The organism is Hymenobacter elongatus, from assembly GCF_004745955.1.
In the GTDB taxonomy this organism is placed as follows: Bacteria; Bacteroidota; Bacteroidia; order Cytophagales; family Hymenobacteraceae; genus Hymenobacter; species Hymenobacter elongatus.
This window is the reverse complement of record NZ_SRLD01000010.1, coordinates 1-17717: the sequence shown is the minus strand read 5'-3', so window position 1 is coordinate 17717 and position 17717 is coordinate 1. Positions and strand designations below refer to the sequence as shown.

Sequence of the window (17717 nt, the reverse complement as noted above, 5' to 3'; positions counted from 1 at the left end):
CGTGGCTACACGCCCTCAAACACCTCCGCCCATTCCAGCAGCAGGCCGGGCAGGGTGGCGACGGGAATAGGGCCGGGCTGGTAGAACTCGCCCTGGAGCTCATACTGGCCGGCCTCGCTCAGCGTGTATACCACCACGTTTTTCAGGCCGGGGTCTACCATCCAGTATTCGCGCACGCCGTTTTCCTCGTAGAGCTCGAACTTGGTTTTGCTGTCGTGAACGGTATTGCCGGGGCTCAGGATTTCGATAATCCAGTCGGGCGCGCCCACGCAGCCAAACTCGTCGAGCTTCGCCGGGTCGCAGATGACGCAGAGGTCGGGCTGCACGACGGTGGTAATCTGCGCGTCGCCGTTGGCAGTGGCGCGGGTCAGGCGCACGTCGAAGGGTGCGGCAAAGCCCTGGCAGTTGGTTCCCCGCAGGGCTATTCCGATCAGTGTATTAAGACGGAAGGAAATAGTCTGGTGCCGCACCCATGGCGCGGGGCTCGTGCGGCGCACCCGGCCCCTGATGATTTCGACCACCTCCTCCAGCCGCCACGTCAGGTAATCGGCGTAGGTGTAGGTTTTGGTGAGGTCGAGCTGGGAAAAGTCGGTGATGGGCGTCATGGCGGCAGACAGGAGTTGACGAACGAATATACAACGCAAATCTACCGGCGCGGGCGGCCGGACGCTTATCTTGCACCCTATGAAACGGCAGACGACCATACGACTTCTGGTGAGCCTGCTGCTCGTGCTACTCGGGCTACTGGGCCTGAACCACCTGTTTCCGCTGCCGCCTGCCCCGCAGTATTCGCCCATCGTGCTGGCCGCCGATGGCGCGGTGCTGCACGCCTTTCTGAACCCGACCCAGAAGTGGCGCATGAAAACCGAGCTGCGCGACATTACACCGGCTCTGCGCAGCACCATCATTACGAAGGAAGACCGGTATTTCTACTATCATTTCGGTGTCAATCCGCTGGCTATTCTCACGGCGGCGGGGCGCAACCTGTTTGGCACGGGCCGCACCACCGGAGCCAGCACCATTACCATGCAGGTGGCGCGGCTGCTGGAGCCCAAGGAGCGCACCACCGCCAACAAGCTGCTGGAAATGCTGCGCGCCGTGCAGCTGGAGGCCCACTACAGCAAGGATGAGATTCTGCAGCTTTACCTGAACCTGGTGCCCTACGGGGGCAATATCGAAGGCGTAAAATCGGCGGCGCTGCTGTATTTTCAGCAGCCGCCCGACTACCTCTCCCTGGCTCAGACCGTGACGCTGGCTATTATTCCCAACCGCCCCCGGGGACTGGTGCTGGGAAAGAATAACGCCACTATTTTGCGGGAGCGCAACCGCTGGCTACGACGGTTTGGCGCGGAAAAGGTATTCCCCAAACAGGATATCGACAACGCCCTGCTGGAGCCGCTGGAGGTGCAGCGCCACGCCGCCCCGGCTCTGGCTCCGCACCTGGCGCGGCGGCTGGTGCGGCAGTTTCCGGGCCAGGCCATCACCACCTCCACGCTGCGGCGCGACAAACAGGCCAAGGCCGAAGACCTGACCCGCAACTACGTGCGCCGCCTGCACGCGCTGGGCATTACCAACGCCGCCGTGCTGGTGATCCACAACCGTAGCCGCGCGGTGGAAGCGTACGTGGGCTCCGCCGATTTCGAGGATGTGCTCAGCAAAGGCCAGAACGACGGCGTGCAGGCTATTCGCTCGCCCGGCAGCACGCTCAAGCCGTTTTTATACGCCCTGGCCCTGGACAAAGGCCTCGTGACGCCCAAACTGCTGCTGCCCGACGTACCCACGAATTTTGGCGGCTACCAGCCCGAGAATTTCGACAAGCGCTGCCACGGCGAGGTGCCGCTGGACCGGGCCCTGGCGTACTCGCTCAATATTCCGGCCGTGCGGGTATTATCGGATCTGGGCGTGCCCACTTTTACCGCTAAGCTGCGGGCGGCCGGTTTCCGGACTGTGGCCCGCACCGCACCGCACCTGGGCCTGAGTACTATTCTGGGTGGCTGCGGCGCTACGCTGGAGGAGCTCACGAACCTGTATGTGACGCTGGCCAACGGGGGACACTACGCGCCGCTTCGCTTCTCAAGCAACAAGCAGGAAGTAAGAACCAAGATTGAGCAGAAACGCCCCAGCAGGCAACCGCAGCCGGCCGAACCACTTCCTGCTGCTACACCCTCCCTCCTTACTTCTTCGGTAGTCTCTCCCGCCTCCGCCTTTCTCATCACCGATATTCTGGCCCAGCTCACCCGCCCCGACTTGCCCGTGGGCTACGAAACCAGCATTCGGCTTCCCAAAATTGCCTGGAAAACCGGCACCAGCTACGGCCGCCGCGATGCCTGGAGCATCGGCTACAATAAAGAGTACACTATCGGGGTGTGGGTCGGCAACTTTAGCGGGCAGGGCAGCCCGGCCCTCACCGGCTCCGACGTGGCCACGCCGCTGCTGTTCGATCTGTTCAACGCCCTGGCCTACAACTCGCCCAACAACTGGTTTCACCCCCCGGCCACGCTGGACTTCCGGCTGGTATGCGCCGAAACCGGCCTGCCGCCGGGCGAGAATTGCCCCCATCAGCTCATCGACTATTTTCTGCCGGGCGTGTCGGCCAGCCGGCGCTGCCAGCACCAGAAAGAGGTGTTGGTTTCGGCCGATGAGCAGTACCTGTTTTGCCGGGCCTGCGCCCCGGCGGCCGGTTTTCGGCGGGCACTCTATCCGAATCTGCTACCGGAAGTCGCGGCTTTTAAGCATGCGCAGGGCATTCCGTACCGCCGCCTGCCGCCCCATAACCCCGCCTGCCAGCTCGTGCGCGGTGGGGCAGAAAAAGCGCCCGGCATCACCTCCCCGCTGGCCAATACCGAATATGTGCTGAACCGGGGCGAACAGCAGCAGCTGTTGCTCAGCTGCACCACCGACAACGAGGTGCGGCAGGTATCGTGGTACGTGAACGACCAGTTTTTGCGAACTGCCGCCGCCACTGAGCGGGTATTCTTCCGCCCGCCCCCCGGCAACCTAAAAATATCCTGCGCCGACGACCACGGCCGCAACACCGATATTCGGATTAGTGTGAGCGAATTGTAAGGCAACCGCGAAGACTGCATGGTACTTACCGCCGCCGCTGTGACTCAACCCATTGTCCGACAACACGTTAAACACTTGTTCCTTAGAAGCTGTTTTGAGTTAATTTTTTCAGGTATCAGGAATGATGTAGAGACGCATAGCTGCGTCTCATCATTGAACAAAACCTGGCCTTGAGGCGCAAGCGGCGAGACGCAATTATGCGTCTCTACATCACAATGCCAGCTTTTTGCTAACTCAAACAGCTTCTTAGCGTTTGCGGAAGCAGAGCACTACCTTCCGCAACTACATGATCGACTGGCCACTGTCATTCGGACATGCTACCGAGCCGACGACGGCATCCCGATTCGGACGACTGACGGCCCCACGGCTGCGCCCGACCGTAGCTGGCCGAGAGTGGGCTGATGGGCAAAGCCGTTGGGCGTTCTACTTTATACCTGCAAGCCAGCCGCGCGGGCGGGCAACTCAACAAACGCTACCGGGAAATGTTGGACGAAGAAAGCACCCTGCCAGCCCGGCCGCCGAGCGGCGCGGCACCTTCGTGGTGCGCCGCTCGGCGGCCGGGCTGGCTACCACGCATGGCTTGAACTTTCATGCCTGGCACACGTTCTGCCGCTTCCGCCCTTTCGCCCGCCACCTTTCCTGCTATGACAACGCCTCTTCCCGCTGAAGACGATTTGCCGCCGCTGGGCCCTGTCCCGGCCACCGCAGAAGCGGGCAATAACCTGTTTCCCATCTTTCTGAAGCTGGAAAAGTTTCGGGTGCTGGTGGTGGGCGGCGGCCCGTTGGGCCTGGAGAAGCTGACCGCTATACTGGGCAACAGCCCCGCCACGGCCGTTACGGTAGTGAGCAAGTCATTTTTGCCCGGCATTCTGGTGCTGGCCCAGGACTTTCCGGACCTCCAGCTGCGCCAGCACGCCTACACCCACACCGATCTGGTGGGACACGACATCGTATTCGTAACCACCGATAACCCCGTGCTCAACCGCGGCATCAAGGCCCACGCCACCGAGCTGGGCCTGCTCTGCAACGTAGCTGACATGGCCGAGGAGTGCGACTTCTACCTGGGCTCCATCGTGCGGAAAGGCGACCTGAAAATTGCTATTTCCACCAACGGCAAGTCGGCCACGGTGGCCCAGCGCCTGCGCTCGGTGCTGACCGACGCCCTGCCCAATGAGCTGCAGGAAGTACTCCAGCACATGACCATCATTCGGGGCAGGCTGGCCGGCGACTTTGCCAACAAAGTGAAGTCGCTGAATGCCGTGACAGCCGAGCTGGCCGGTGGGCCGGCCTACGAGTCGCCGGCGGCGGCCCGGTGGCGCAAGCTGGCTACGGCTTCGCTGCTGGCCTTTGCGGCCATGCTGGTGTTCAATATCCTCTCCTACTATTTCACCTGGCAGCAGGCCTGGGACGTGGCTACCAACGCCCGCATGTTCTACATTTTTGTAGCCATCGGCTTCGGGGCCCAGCTCATCGACGGGCTCCTGGGTATGGGCTACGGCGTCGTGACGGCCATTAGCCTGATGAGCATGAACATTGCGCCGGCGGCCGTGAGTGCCAGCATTCACACCGCCGAGATGTTTGCCAGCGGCGCATCGGGCTACCATCACTACCGCTTCGGCAACGTGAACAAGAAGCTGTTCAAAGTGCTGCTGATTCCGGGCGTGCTGGGTGCCATCACGGGGGCGTATCTGCTTTCCCGCTTCGGCGAGCAGTACGCCGCCTACGTGAAGCCGCTGCTGGCCGTGTATCTGCTGCTGCTGGGCACGCGCATTCTCACCAAAGCCTTCAGTAAGCCCGGGCCGCGCCGCAAGCACAAAAAGCTGGGGCTGCTGGCGGCGGCTGGCGGCTTCCTCGATTCGTTTGGCGGCGGGGGCTGGGGGCCGCTGGTAACCAGCACCCTCATTGCCGGGGGCCGCACGCCGCAGTATGTCATCGGCTCGGTGAGCGTCACGGAGTTTTTTGTCACGTTTGCCAGCGCCGTTACGTTTTTCGCTACCATTGGCATCACGCACTGGCAGATTATTCTGGGCTTGGTGGTCGGCGGCGTGGCCGCCGCGCCGCTTGCGGCCCGCTTGGCGGGCCGCATTCCCACGCGCTGGATGTTCGTGGGCGTGGGCCTGATGGTAATCGTGTGGAGCCTGTGGGCGTTGCGTAAGCTCTTTATGTAGCAGGGGCATTTGGCAGTACCCTGCCTGATCTGGCGTTAAAGAAGCGTGCCTTCCGGCTTTTTTAACGCCAGATCAAGCCGCCTGTTTTCTTCGCGGCGGATGCCGAGTACCGGCCCGCCGCCCCTCGAAGGCGCGGCCAGAGGCACAATCTTTCTTTTATTCTTCGGTTTACCAGGCTTGCGGCTGACTTCGCTTGCCGGAGCAGCCCCGATGGTAGCATGGCAAAACGTGCCTGCCCCTGCCAGCTGAACGCCGCTATTCCGGCGGTGCTTTCACACTACCGCTCCTGCCCTCCGCTCCTGGTAGCTGTTCTCCCAACCAGCTACCGCTACCCGCCCCTACTCCTGCTACCGGCGGTAGTCCTCTACCTGTTGCGGCAGCTTCCCCTCGTGGGGAGCTGTGTTGCTTACTTGCTATGAAAAAAATACCTCAAGCTATCTGGCCGCTATTGGGCCTGTTGCTACTCACGCCGCTGCTGGCACTGGCCCAGCCCACGGCCCCGCCACCGGCCAGCCCTTACTCGCTGGAGCAGTGCCTGCAGTTTGCCCTGCAAAACCAGCCGCTGATTCGCCAGGCCCGCATCGATGAGGAAACCAACGAGGCCAACATCCGCATCGGGCTGGCCGGCTGGCTGCCCCAGCTGGCGCTCAACGCCACCGGCCAGCACTTTTTTCAGCTGCCCTACACCGTGTTTCCCAATGCCGAGGGCGTGAGCGTGCCCCGGCAGATAGGCCTGAACAACACCTCCACCATCGGGCTGGCGGGCACCCAGGCTATCTACAACAACGACGTGCTGCTGGCCTTGCGCAGCTCCCGGCCCTCGCGGCAGCTCTACCAGCAAAACAGCACCACCGTACGCATCGATGTGGTGAGCAGCGTGAGCAAGGCCTTTTACGACGTGCTGCTCTCCCAGCGCCAGCTCGACGTGCTCAGCGAGGACATCGTGCGGCTGCAGCGCAGCCTCAAAGACGCCAAGGCCCGCTACGACGCCGGTATCGTGGACAAAATTGACTACAAGCAGGCTGAGATTTCGCTCAACAACTCCATCGTGGCCCGCAAGCAGGCCGTGGAGGCCATCAAGGCCAAGTCGGCCTCCCTCAAGGAGCTCATGGGCCGGGCCGGGCAGCAGCCCCTGGCCTTGCAGTACGACACGCTGCAGCTCATGCGCGACGCGGCCGTGGACACCACCGTGGTGCTGGAAGCGGCCAACCGCATCGAAATTCAGCAGCTGCAAACCCAGAAAGCCCTGCAGGAAGCCCAGATCAGCTACTACCGCTGGGGCTTTCTGCCGTCCCTGTCGGCCTTCGGCAACTACAACGCGGCGTTTCAGAACAACCGCTTCGGCGACCTGTACAGCCAGCGCTTCCCCAGCTCCTTCGCCCGTCTGCAGCTGAGTCTGCCCATCTTCCAAGGCACGCGCCGCCTGCAGAACCTGCGCCGCGTCCGCCTCGGCGACCAGCGCCTCGACCAGTCGATACTGGCGGCCCGCAACAGCATCAACACTGAGTTTGAGCAGGCTCTGGCGGCGTACAAGGGCTACTACGCCGACTACCTGATCGGGCAGCGCAACCTGGCGCTGTCGAAGGAAGTGTACTCGGTGGTGGACCTGCAATACCGGGAAGGCATCAAAACCTACCTCGACGTCATCGTGGCCCAGACGACGCTGCGCACCGCCCAGCTCAACTATTACAGCGCCCTGTTTCAGGTGCTCAGCAGCAAAGTCGATCTGCTGCGCGCCCAAGGCAGCCTGCCGGTCAACTATTAAATAACCCGGAACGCCATGCTGAGCATGTGGCGCATCAAGCCAGGGACCGAAGCATCTCGCGTGCTGACGTCTGATTACTAAACCAACGACGCCACGCGAGATGCTTCGACAAGCTCAGCATGACGTTCTGATCTATTGCAAGATTTCCCTGCTCCCGCTTTCCCGATAATATGAACAAGCTTCTTCTGACCCTGGCCTGCGCGGCCAGCCTACTTGCCCAAACCAGCTGCGGCAGCAAGGAAGCCGATAAGCCCGCCGGGCCGCCGCCGGCCACGCCCGTGACGCTGGTAGCCGCCCGCACCACCGAGGCCGTGTACTACGACGAGTACCCGGCCACCGTGGTAGCCATCAACAGCGTGGAGCTGCGCAGCCAGAGTACGGGCTTCGTGACGGCCATTTCATTCAAGGAAGGCGAGCTGGTGCCGAAGGGCAAAACGCTCTACGAAATTGACCGCCGCAAATACCAGGCAGCCTACCAGCAGGCTCTGGCTGGCCTGCGCACGGCCCAGGCCCTGGCCCAGAATGCCCGGGTAAACCTGGACCGCTACCAGCGCCTGCTCCGGCAGGACGCCATTGCCCGCCAGATTGTCGACAATGCCGGCACCGCCTACGCCACCGCCCAGGCCCAGATTGCCGAGGCCCAGGCCGGCGTCGCCTCCGCCCGCACCGACCTCGACTTTGCCCTGATCAAGGCGCCGTTTGCCGGCCGTATCGGCATTTCGCAGGTGCGGCTGGGCTCCCAGGTGAGTGCCGGGGCCACGCTGCTGAACACCATCAGCGGCGAAAACCCGATGGGCGTAGACTTTGTGGTGACCGAGGGCGACCTGGCCCGCTTCGTGGACCTGCAGCAGCGCGGCCTGCCGAGCGACTCCACCTTCCGCCTCGACCTGCCCGACGGCAGCACCTACGACCAGCCGGGCCGGATTCTGGCCATCGACCGGGGCGTGAATCAGCAGACCGGCACGGTGCGGGTGCGGGTGCAGTTCGACAACCCCGACCGCCGGCTGAAGGATGGCCTGAGCGGCGTGCTGCGCGTGCTCAACCGGCAGTCGGGCCGCCGGCTGGTGGTGCCCTACAAAGCCATTGTGGAGCAGATGGGCGAGAACTTCGTGTTCGTGGCCGGCGACAGCAGCAAGGCCCGCCAGCGCAAGGTGCAGCTCGGCCCCCGCCTGCGCGACCAGATCGTGATAATGGACGGCATCAAGGCCGGCGACCAGGTGGTGGCCGAAGGCGTGCAGCGCCTGCGCGACGGCAGCCCGATTCAGGCCGGCCCACCGGCCGCCGCTGGAATGCCGGGCACAGCGACAGCTAAGTAAGCGGCCAGCCCGGTGGCTGTACTCACAGATTATTTTTTCTGTGAGTACAATAGAGGCTGTATTCACAGAAAAAATAATCTGCGAGTACAATGAAAGTCTGGCCCTTATTCACAGGCCAGCAGCTTGTTTTCCAGGAACAGCCTGATCTACTGTCAGCCATTAGCTATCCACAATGATTGCAGAAACCTTTATCCGGCGTCCCGTTACGGCCATCGTCATCTCGCTGGTGATAGTGCTGGTGGGCGGGCTGGCCATCCTGAATCTGCCCGTGGGCCAGTACCCGGAAATCACCCCGCCGACGGTGTCGGTGAGCGGCACCTACACCGGGGCCGACGCCCAGACCGTGGAGCAGACCGTGGCCACGCCGGTGGAAGTGCAGGTGAACGGCACGCCGGGCATGACCTACCTGCAAAGCAACAGCACCAGCAACGGGCAGATGAGCATGACGGTGAACTTCGAAGTCGGCACTGACATCAACATCGCGGCCCTCGACGTGCAGAACCGCGTGGGCATTGCCCAGCCCACGCTGCCGCAGGAAGTGCAGCGCCTGGGCCTGATCGTGCGCAAGCGCAACCCCAGCATTCTGATGCTGGTGGCGCTGTACGCGCCCAAGGGCAGCCACAACACCACCTTCCTCGACAACTACGCCAACGTGTTCATTAAGGACGCGCTGCTGCGCACCAAGGGCGTGGGCGACATTGTGAGCCGCGCCGACGACTTTTCGATGCGCATCTGGCTCAAGCCCGACAAGCTGGCCCAGCTCGGCGTGACGGCCCAGGAAATCACGGCCGCCATTCAGGAGCAGAACGCCCAGATTGCGGCCGGCTCCATCGGCGCGCCGCCGGCCCAGACGGGTCAGACGTTTGAGTACATCGTGTTTGTGAAGGGCCGCCTGACCAACACCGAGGAGTTCGGCAACATCATCATCAAGGCCCGGCCCGCCGACGGCTCGGTGGTCTACCTCAAAGATGTGGCCCGCGTGGAGCTGGGTAAGTTCAACTACGCCAACAACTCGTTTGTGGACGGCAAGCGCGCCGCCTACCTGCTCGTGTACCAGGCGCCCGGTGCCAACGCCCTCGACACCTACGAGAACGTGAACCAGACCATGGAGCAGCTTAAAAAGCAGTTTCCGGCCGACCTGGACTACGTGGTGCCGTTTGAGTCGGCGACGGTGGTGAAGGTGTCGATTGAGGAAGTGCTGCACACGCTGCTCGAAGCCCTGGGGCTGGTGATTCTCGTGGTGTTCCTGTTTCTGCAAAGCTGGCGCTCCACGCTGATTCCGGTGCTGGCCATTCCGGTGTCCATCATCGGCACGTTCATCTTTTTCATTCCGCTGGGCTTCACCATCAACACGCTCACCATGTTCGGCTTCGTGCTGGCCATCGGCATCGTGGTCGACGACGCCATTGTGGTGGTGGAGGCCGTGGAGCACAACATGAACGAGCGGAGCCTGAGCCCGCTGGACGCCACGCTGGCGGCCATGCGCGAAATCTCGGCCCCGGTCATTGCCATTGCCCTGATTCTGGCGGCCGTGTTTGTGCCCGTGGGGTTCATTCCCGGCATCACGGGGCGGCTTTACCAGCAGTTTGCCATTACCATTGCCATTTCGGTGGTCATTTCGGCTTTCGTGGCCCTGTCGCTTACCCCGGCCCTGTGCGTGCTGCTGCTCAAGCCCCACAAGCGCGACGAGAATTCGACGGGCCTCGACAAGTTCTTCTTCCGCTTCAACACCTGGTTTGACAAGGTGACGGGCAAATACGGCAGCGGCGTGCAGCGGAGCATCAAAAACTCCCGGCTGGTAGTCATCCTGCTGCTCTGCATCGTGGTGGGCACCGGGCTGCTGTTCCGCAGCAAGCCCTCGGGCTTTATCCCCACCGAGGACGAGGGCCGGCTGTTTGTGACTTTCACCCTGCCCGAGGCTGCCTCCACGGCCCGCACCGTGAGCACGCTGCAAGAAGTGATGAAGGAGCTGAGCCAGATCAAGGGCATCAAGCACTATGCCGGCCTGGGCGGCCTGAACGTAGTCAACTTCTCCTCCAAGTCGAACAGCGGCACCGTGTTCTGCCAGCTTGAGCCCTGGGCCGACCGCAAGGACAAGGCGCAGCAGCTGCAGGCCCTGATTGCCACCGTGCAGCAGCGCCTGAGCCGCCTGCGGGAAGCCAACATCGTGGTCATCTCGCCGCCCGCCATTCCGGGCCTGGGCAACAGCGGCGGCTTCTCCTTCATCTTCCAGGAGCGCGAGGCCGGCGGCGACATCCGCACCTTCGACGCCAACCTGCAGAAGTTCGTGGCCGCGCTGGGCAAGCGCCCGGAGATTGTGCGGCCCTTCTCGTTCTTTACCGCCAACACGCCCGGCTACCAGCTCACCATCGACCGGGAGAAGGCCAAGAAGCTCGGCGTCTCGGTGTCCGACATCGGCACGGCCCTGCGCACCTACCTGGGCTCGGCCTACGTGAACGACTTCACCGTGTACGGCCGCAACTTCCGCGTCGTGACCCAGGCCGACAGCATGTACCGCGGCGACATCAGCAACCTGGGCCAGTACTACGTGCGCAACAGCCAGGGCGGCATGGTACCGCTGAGCACGCTCACCAGCTATAAGCGCACCGAAAGCGCCCCGCTCATCTCGCACTACAACCTGTTCCGCTCGGCCGAAATCAACGGCAACGCGGCCCCCGGCTACTCTTCCGGCGACGCGCTGAAGGCCCTGGAGGAAACCGCCGCCGCATCGTTGCCCCAGGGCTACGGCTACGAGTTTTCGGGGCTGAGCCGGGAAGAGCAGCTGGCCGGCGGGCAGACGGTCTACATCTTCGCCCTGTCGCTGGTGTTTGTGTTTCTGCTGCTGGCGGCCCTCTACGAAAGCTGGTCGGTGCCCTTCTCGGTGCTGCTGGCCGTGCCCCTGGGCGCCTTCGGGGCTATTCTGGCCCTCACGTTTCTGCCCAAGCTCACCAACAACGTTTACGCCCAGATCGGCCTGATTACGCTGATCGGCCTGTCGGCCAAAAACGCCATCCTGATCATCGAATTTGCCAAGGAGCGGGTGGATAAGGGCATGCCGCTGGTCGACGCCACGCTGGAAGCCGTGCGCCTGCGCCTGCGGCCCATCGTGATGACGTCCCTGGCCTTTATCCTGGGCGTGCTGCCGCTGGTGTTTGCCTCCGGGGCCGGCGCCCAGAGCCGGCAGACCATCGGCTGGACCGTGCTCGGCGGCATGCTGTCGGCTACGCTGCTGGCCATCTTTATCGTGCCGGTGCTCTACGTGCTGATTACCCGCTTCGCCTACGGCCGGGAAAAGCTGGCTGAGCTGGAAGCCGGCTACAAGCCCGACGAGGAGCACGGCGGCCCCGCGCCCGAGCAGGCAAAGCCTGGCCCCGACGACTCTAATCTGCTGCCGGCTCACTAAGGTGACCGTAACGCGACGTTCCACTTCGCGGGCCGTGGCGGAGGCTGTTTCTATAAAACGACCATCGTTCAGGGACTCGCAAAGTAGTACTTCGTGTTGCCCCCAGCCGCAAGCCTTACCAATACGGGCTGGGCTTTGTGTATTATTGAGCCGATCTGTTCTTGCTCCCGCACTTCTACTGGGCTTCGCATATGAAAAAGCTCCTCTTCACTGTTCTGGTGTTCATTCTCTCTACTCATTTGTTAGCCGCCCAGGGCATAGTGTCGCTTTATTCCGGCACTATTCCCAACTCCATAGCCAGCAGCGTACAGGAAATCAGCATCACGCTGGCTAGTGGCGTGCAGGTGTCGGATGTGGTGCAGCCGACGCTCCAGGTTTTTCGGCCCGCCAAAGACAAGGCCAACGGCACGGCCGTCATCATCTGCCCCGGCGGCGGCTACGTGCGGCTCTCGATGGATAATGAAGGCACCGCGGTAGCTAAGCGCCTGAATGAAATGGGCATCACCGCCTTTGTGCTCAAGTACCGCCTGCCCAACGACCAGAGCCAGCCCGACAAAGCCACCACTCCGCTCCTGGACGCCCAGCAGGCTCTGCGCCTGGTGCGCCAAAAGGCTGCCGAGTACGGCGTGAACCCCGCCCGCATCGGCCTGCTGGGCTTTTCGGCGGGCGGCCATTTGGCAGCCACAGTCGGCACCCACTTCGCCAAGCCCGCCGGCGAAAACCAGGACAACACCTCCGTGCGCCCCGACTTTCTGGTACTGCTCTATCCCGTCATCAGCTTCACCGATAGCCTGGCCCACGCCGGCTCGCGCAAAAGCCTGCTCGGCGACGCGCCCACGCCCGACCAGATTCGTCTCTATTCCAACGAGCAGCAGGTCACGGCTCAAACTCCGCCCACGTTCCTGATGCACGCCGCCGACGACAAAACGGTGAAGGTGCAGAACAGCCTGCGTTTCTACGAGGCTTGCCTGCGCAACGGCGTGCCCGTTGAAATGCACCTATATCCGAAAGGCGGCCACGGCTTCGGCCTGAACAACAAGACCACGAAGGACGCCTGGATCGACCGGTTCCAGAACTGGCTTGACGCCAACGGCTGGCTAAACCGGTAAGCGCCTCTGGGCTTAACAAGCCGCTAAAACTTTCTGTCTGGGCGTATGCTTACGCTACCAACAGCCCACTTTTCTGCCGTGCCGGCTGTGGCGGCTCACCCCAACCTTGCAGCTCGGGCCGCCGTACTGGCACGGTGCTTGCAAAACACTTGTTCATAACTGAAGTAGTGTTTTCTGAACCCTTAAAGTAAAAATCATGAAAAAGGTCAGTTTAGTTCTCGCCCTGGTAATGATGCTCACCGCCGCGTTCAGCAACATGGCTCAGGCTCAGGAGAGAAAAAAATGGAGCCCCCAGGCTAAAGGTGCCGTCATTGGCGGCTTGGGTGGTGGTGCCGCCGGTGCTATTATTCATAAGCGCAACCGCGCCGTGGGTGGCGTAGTAGGTGGTGTTGCTGGTGCTGGTATCGGCTACGCTATTGGCAAGCGCACCGACAACAAGCGGAAGGAAGCTGCTCGGGTAGCCGCTATTGAGCGGGCCAACGCCAACCGCGCCGCCGAAGCCCGCGCCGACCGTGCCGCTCTGGCTCGCCGCGTAGATGCCGCCGAGCGCAAAGCCTCCCTGGCTGCCCAAACCCAGAAACAGCAGCAGCAGTACCCCATGATGGCCAATGGCTTTGCCGCCAACACGCCCATGATGCTGACTAGTGCCAACGGCCCCGTAGCCGCCGGCTACCTGCCCAACGAAACTTACGGCGTTCGGAACAGCGCTTACTCGACGTCGGAAGTTCGTCGGAAAAGCTGGTAAGTCCGGATTTCCCTTATTTTCGCCGACTCCAGCCCCGTGCCGGAGTCGGCGAAATTCTTTTACATCGTTCACCAAACTCTGGTTTTATGAAGTCCTTCCTCTGGATTTTGCCCCTCGCGGCCGCCCTTACCACTTCCTGCACCAAAACGGCCGACCCGGCCACTCCGGCGGTAACGGCGCAAACCCTCAACCAGCAGTTCATCAGCGCCTGGAACAGCAAAAACTCCATTCAGCTCGATACGCTTTTCGCCGACGACGTGCATTTCCTACAAGGCGAAACTCACTTCCAGGGCAAGTCGGAAGTATCGAACCGGTGGGTGCGCGAAACGATGGGGACCATCTCCAATCTGCGCCTCAACGTAGCCAGCTCTGCCACCGACGCCCAAACGGCCTACGAAGGCGGCACCTACGTCGTCGATGTTATTCCGACCACTGCCGGCACCCCGATGGGCGTGGGCGAAGGCAACTTCATCCTGCTGTGGAAGAAGAACCCGAAAGGTGCCTGGAAACTTAGCTACGCCCAGCTCGAAGGCTTACCGGTACGGGTGCGCTAAGAAGTTACCGCAAAGCCCGCAGAACGTAAAGTCCGCGCTACTACACACAAAAGAGCCCCAACAAATGCTGTTGGGGCTCTTTTGTGTGTGTGAGACTATACGTCTTAGGCCTCCATCGGCCGGGTCAAATATTCTTCCCCGTCATACACGATTGCCATATTCTGCTCTTCCTCCTGGGTAAAAAGCCGGGAGCGAATCAGGAAGCGGACGCCCATCGGAATTTCCAACGAAAAGCTGGCCCCACGACCTTTGGTAACGTCGACGGTGAGCTGGGTGTGTTTCCAGTATTCAAACTGGGAGGCACTCATGAAGAAGTCGCAGCCGTAGATCTGGCCCAGCCACACGTCGTTGCCGCCCACCCGAAACTCGCCCTTGGTAAAGCACATCGGCGACGACCCGTCGCAGCAGCCCCCACTCTGGTGAAACATAAGCGGGCCGTGCTCATCGCGCAGCAAGTCGATGGTGGCTTCGGCGGCGGGAGTTACGAGGACGCGGGGAGTTGGGGGCTGGGACATGGGAAGGGAAGTTTGAAAAACAGGAGAACGTCATGCTGAGCTGGCCGAAGCATCTCTCCCGCACTAGTATTTGATTACCATTGCACGCGAGATGCTTCGACTTCGCTCAGCATGACGTTCTGTTTACTACGCTTTGCCTGAAGGTACCGGCTTAAAAGAAGCCCAGTTTCTGCTGGCTGTAGTTGATAAGCATGTTCTTGGTCTGGCGGTAGTGGGCGAGCATCATCTTATGGTTTTCGCGGCCGAAACCGGAGGCCTTGTAGCCGCCGAAGGGAGCCCCGGCGGGGTAGTCGTGGTAGCAGTTCACCCACACGCGGCCGGCCTGAATGGCGCGGGGCATCTTGTACAGCTCGTGGGCGTCGCGGCTCCAGAGGCCGGCCCCGAGGCCGTAGAGCGTGTCGTTGGCCAGCTCGATGGCGTGGTCGTTATCGGTAAACGTCGTCACGGACAGCACCGGGCCGAAGATTTCCTCCTGGAAAATCCGCATTTTATTGTGGCCCCGGAAGATGGTGGGCTTGATGTAGTAGCCCTCCGTCAGCTCCTCGTGGTCGTGGGAGTGCGCTTCGCCGCCCACCAGCACCTCGGCCCCTTCGGCTTTGCCGATTTCGAGGTAGCTCAGGATTTTCTCGTACTGGTCGTTGCTGGCCTGGGCTCCCATCATGGTTTCGGGGTCCAGCGGGTGGCCGAGCTTAATGGCCTTCACCCGCTCGATCAGGCGGGGCATAAACTCGTCGTAAATGTCCTCGTGGATGAGCAGGCGCGAGGGACAGGTGCAGATTTCACCCTGGTTGAGGGCAAACATAGCCGCGCCTTCGAGGCACTTGTCGAGGAAATCGTCGTCGTGGTCCATCACCGACTTGCAGAAGATGTTCGGCGACTTGCCACCCAGCTCCATCGTCACGGGAATGATGTTTTCGGCGGCGTATTGCAGAATAAGGCGTCCGGTAGTGGTTTCGCCGGTGAAGGCCACCTTCTGCACCCGCTTATTGCTGGCCAGCGGCTTGCCGGCTTCCAGCCCGAAGCCGTTTACCACGTTGATAACCCCGGCGGGCAGCACGTCCTGAATCAGCTCCATGAGCACCATGATGCTGGCCGGGGTTTGCTCGGCGGGCTTCACCACCACGCAGCAGCCGGCCGCCAGGGCCGGGGCAATTTTCCAGGTGGCCATCAGCAGCGGGAAGTTCCAGGGAATAATCTGGCCTACCACGCCCAGCGGCTCCTGAATCACGAGCGACAGAGTATCCTGGTTCAGCTCCGTCGCCGAGCCTTCTTCGGCCCGAATTACGCCCGCGAAATAGCGGAAGTGGTCGATGGCCAGGGGCAGGTCGGCGGCCATCGTTTCGCGAATAGCCTTGCCGTTTTCCACCGTTTCGACGGCGGCCAGATGGGCCAGATTGGCCTCCATGATGTCGGCAATCTTGAGCAGCACGTTGCTGCGGGTCATGGGCGAGGCTTTACCCCAGGTCTTGAAGGCTTCGTGCGCGGCATCGAGGGCCAGCTCGATATCTTCTTTGGTGCTACGGGCTACTTTACAAAAAGCCTTGCCGTCGATGGGTGAGGGATTATCGAAGTACTGGCCTTTCACTGGCGCTACCCATTTGCCCCCGATGAAATTGTCGTAATGAGACTTAAATTGAGGACGGGCAATGAGAGTGGACGCTTTTTCTAACGTTTCCATGCAGGGGTGGTTTAGAAGTGAGTACTTACTTACAAGATAGTTGTAGTTCCTGCCAGAAAATATGTAGTATTCTCTCAACAAGCTCGGGAATAGTCGCAAGTTTCCTCACCGTGTCTTTAGCCTCCCTGTCATAGCCATGAACCACAGACTGCTGCCGGCCCTGCATGCCCCGGACGACCTGACGACGCTGGTCGAAAACCGCACCGTGTATTCGCTCGATGCCTTTGAGCTCAACATCTTCGAAACCCACCAAACGGCCCAGCAGGTGCCGCTCAGCATGGGCAACCTGGTGCTGACTACCATGCTGCGCGGCAAAAAGGTGATGCACCTAACCGGCCAACCGGCTTTCGACTACCTGCCCGGCGAGTCGGTGATTGTGGGCGAGCAGCAGGTGATGGTCATCGACTTCCCCGAGGCCACGCTCAACAACCCCACCCAGTGCCTGGCCGTGGCCATTCCGTCCGATACTATCCGGCGCACTATTGACTTGCTGAACGAGCAGTTTCCGCTGGCCGAAGAGCACGCGCCCTGGCACCTGGCCACCAGCCACAATGCCCACCTCACCAACACGCCCGAGCTAAACGGCACGCTGGAGCGCCTGATTCATCTGTCGCAGGAAACCCACGCCGCCAAGGATGTGCTGGCCGGCTTCACGCTGCAGGAGCTGCTGATTCGGCTGATGCAGACCAACGCCCGCCAGACTATTTTTCAGAACTACGCCCAGCACCTCACCTCCCACCGCTTCGCGCACGTGGTGCAGTACATCAAGCGCCACTTCACCGAGCAGATAACGGTGGAAAAGCTAAGCGAGCTGGCCTGCATGAGCAAGGCCACCTTTTTCCGCCTGTTCAAGCGCGAGTTTGGCCTGACGCCGGTGGAATATATTATTCAGGAGCGCATGGCCGAGGCCAAGCGCCTGCTGCGCAACCCGGTGACGACCGTGGCCGACGTGTGCTTCCGGGCCGGGTTCAACAACACGGCTTACTTCCAGAGCATTTTCAAGAAGCACGAGGGCATCACACCAGGCTTGTATAAAAAGCAGTGCGGTTTGGGATGAGTACGCCCCTTGTTGCAGCCTTTGTTCCCGGAACGGTTACTTTCACGCAGGCTATTCCCTCTCCCTATCCCTGCGTTTCGTGAAGAAAATCTTAACCCTGAGCGTCAGCTTATTAACAGCTACAGCCAGCTTTGCCCAAGCTCCCCGCCTAACGGCCACCACCGAACCCCAGCTCCCCTACCGCGCCACCGACACCAAAGTCAACGCGCTGGTGCACACCAAGCTGGACGTGCGCTTCGACTACGCCAAGCGCTACCTCTACGGCAAAGCCTGGCTCACGCTCAAGCCCTATGCCTACGCCACCGACTCGTTGCGCCTCGACGCCAAGGGCATGGATATTA

General features: G+C 61.5%; 12 protein-coding genes and 1 pseudogene. 10 read left to right on the top strand and 3 right to left on the bottom strand.

What is annotated here, in order from left to right:
• Positions 1–5 precede the first annotated feature (5 nt).
• The gene (locus E5J99_RS06685) at positions 6–605 is read right to left on the bottom strand and encodes a Uma2 family endonuclease (RefSeq protein ID WP_135496950.1); all 600 of its coding nucleotides are present in this window, start codon (positions 603–605) and stop codon (positions 6–8) included.
• Positions 606–684: 79 nt separating this feature from the next.
• On the opposite strand from E5J99_RS06685, the gene pbpC reads away from it, so the two are divergent.
• From pbpC to E5J99_RS06645, 8 genes are all read left to right on the top strand, one after another.
• Positions 685–3066, top strand: coding sequence for a penicillin-binding protein 1C (gene pbpC, locus E5J99_RS06680; protein WP_135496949.1), 2382 nt, complete (start codon positions 685–687; stop codon positions 3064–3066).
• 644 nt (positions 3067–3710) lie between these two features.
• Positions 3711–5234 carry a TSUP family transporter gene (locus E5J99_RS06675; protein ID WP_167852021.1) on the top strand — a complete coding sequence of 508 codons (1524 nt, stop codon included), beginning with the start codon at positions 3711–3713 and terminating at the stop codon, positions 5232–5234.
• A 415-nt stretch (positions 5235–5649) separates the two neighbouring features.
• Positions 5650–6999: a TolC family protein gene (locus E5J99_RS06670; RefSeq protein ID WP_135496947.1), complete on the top strand. Its 1350-nt coding sequence runs from the start codon at positions 5650–5652 to the stop codon at positions 6997–6999.
• Positions 7000–7169: 170 nt separating this feature from the next.
• Complete coding sequence (locus E5J99_RS06665) at positions 7170–8315, top strand: efflux RND transporter periplasmic adaptor subunit (RefSeq protein ID WP_135496946.1); 1146 nt, start codon at positions 7170–7172, stop codon at positions 8313–8315.
• Between the two features lie 172 nt (positions 8316–8487).
• On the top strand, positions 8488–11718 hold the full coding sequence (locus E5J99_RS06660; RefSeq protein ID WP_135496945.1) for an efflux RND transporter permease subunit: 3231 nt from the start codon (positions 8488–8490) through the stop codon (positions 11716–11718).
• Between the two features lie 191 nt (positions 11719–11909).
• On the top strand, positions 11910–12827 hold the full coding sequence (locus tag E5J99_RS06655; protein WP_135496944.1) for an alpha/beta hydrolase: 918 nt from the start codon (positions 11910–11912) through the stop codon (positions 12825–12827).
• Between the two features lie 196 nt (positions 12828–13023).
• Positions 13024–13572: a hypothetical protein gene (locus E5J99_RS06650; protein ID WP_135496943.1), complete on the top strand. Its 549-nt coding sequence runs from the start codon at positions 13024–13026 to the stop codon at positions 13570–13572.
• Positions 13573–13658: 86 nt separating this feature from the next.
• Positions 13659–14126 (top strand): YybH family protein, encoded by a 468-nt coding sequence (locus E5J99_RS06645; RefSeq protein WP_135496942.1) that lies wholly within the window; start codon positions 13659–13661, stop codon positions 14124–14126.
• Positions 14127–14230: 104 nt separating this feature from the next.
• Here E5J99_RS06645 and E5J99_RS06640 read toward each other — a convergent pair whose 3' ends face one another.
• Both E5J99_RS06640 and E5J99_RS06635 read right to left on the bottom strand, forming a co-directional pair.
• Positions 14231–14641, bottom strand: a complete 411-nt coding sequence (locus E5J99_RS06640; RefSeq protein ID WP_135496941.1) for a DUF779 domain-containing protein — start codon at positions 14639–14641, stop codon at positions 14231–14233.
• Between the two features lie 151 nt (positions 14642–14792).
• Positions 14793–16319: an aldehyde dehydrogenase family protein gene (locus E5J99_RS06635; RefSeq protein ID WP_135496940.1), complete on the bottom strand. Its 1527-nt coding sequence runs from the start codon at positions 16317–16319 to the stop codon at positions 14793–14795.
• Positions 16320–16455: 136 nt separating this feature from the next.
• Here E5J99_RS06635 and E5J99_RS06630 point away from each other — a divergent pair, with 136 nt between their 5' ends.
• Positions 16456–17376 (top strand): AraC family transcriptional regulator, encoded by a 921-nt coding sequence (locus E5J99_RS06630; protein WP_135496939.1) that lies wholly within the window; start codon positions 16456–16458, stop codon positions 17374–17376.
• 79 nt (positions 17377–17455) lie between these two features.
• Positions 17456–17717 (top strand): annotated as a pseudogene (locus tag E5J99_RS21595) (M1 family peptidase); the annotation flags it as partial.

Excerpts from the sequence above, each read along its gene's own strand:
- E5J99_RS06650 (WP_135496943.1), top strand. The coding sequence starts at position 13,024 with ATGAAAAAGGTCAGTTTAGTTCTCGCCCTGGTAATGATGCTCACCGCC.
- E5J99_RS06645 (WP_135496942.1), top strand. The coding sequence starts at position 13,659 with ATGAAGTCCTTCCTCTGGATTTTGCCCCTCGCGGCCGCCCTTACCACT.
- pbpC (WP_135496949.1), top strand. The coding sequence starts at position 685 with ATGAAACGGCAGACGACCATACGACTTCTGGTGAGCCTGCTGCTCGTG.
- E5J99_RS06655 (WP_135496944.1), top strand. The coding sequence starts at position 11,910 with ATGAAAAAGCTCCTCTTCACTGTTCTGGTGTTCATTCTCTCTACTCAT.
- E5J99_RS06670 (WP_135496947.1), top strand. The coding sequence starts at position 5,650 with ATGAAAAAAATACCTCAAGCTATCTGGCCGCTATTGGGCCTGTTGCTA.
- E5J99_RS06635 (WP_135496940.1), bottom strand. The coding sequence starts at position 16,319 with ATGGAAACGTTAGAAAAAGCGTCCACTCTCATTGCCCGTCCTCAATTT.
- E5J99_RS06675 (WP_167852021.1), top strand. The coding sequence starts at position 3,711 with ATGACAACGCCTCTTCCCGCTGAAGACGATTTGCCGCCGCTGGGCCCT.
- E5J99_RS06665 (WP_135496946.1), top strand. The coding sequence starts at position 7,170 with ATGAACAAGCTTCTTCTGACCCTGGCCTGCGCGGCCAGCCTACTTGCC.
- E5J99_RS06660 (WP_135496945.1), top strand. The coding sequence starts at position 8,488 with ATGATTGCAGAAACCTTTATCCGGCGTCCCGTTACGGCCATCGTCATC.
- E5J99_RS06640 (WP_135496941.1), bottom strand. The coding sequence starts at position 14,641 with ATGTCCCAGCCCCCAACTCCCCGCGTCCTCGTAACTCCCGCCGCCGAA.
- E5J99_RS06630 (WP_135496939.1), top strand. The coding sequence starts at position 16,456 with ATGAACCACAGACTGCTGCCGGCCCTGCATGCCCCGGACGACCTGACG.
- E5J99_RS06685 (WP_135496950.1), bottom strand. The coding sequence starts at position 605 with ATGACGCCCATCACCGACTTTTCCCAGCTCGACCTCACCAAAACCTAC.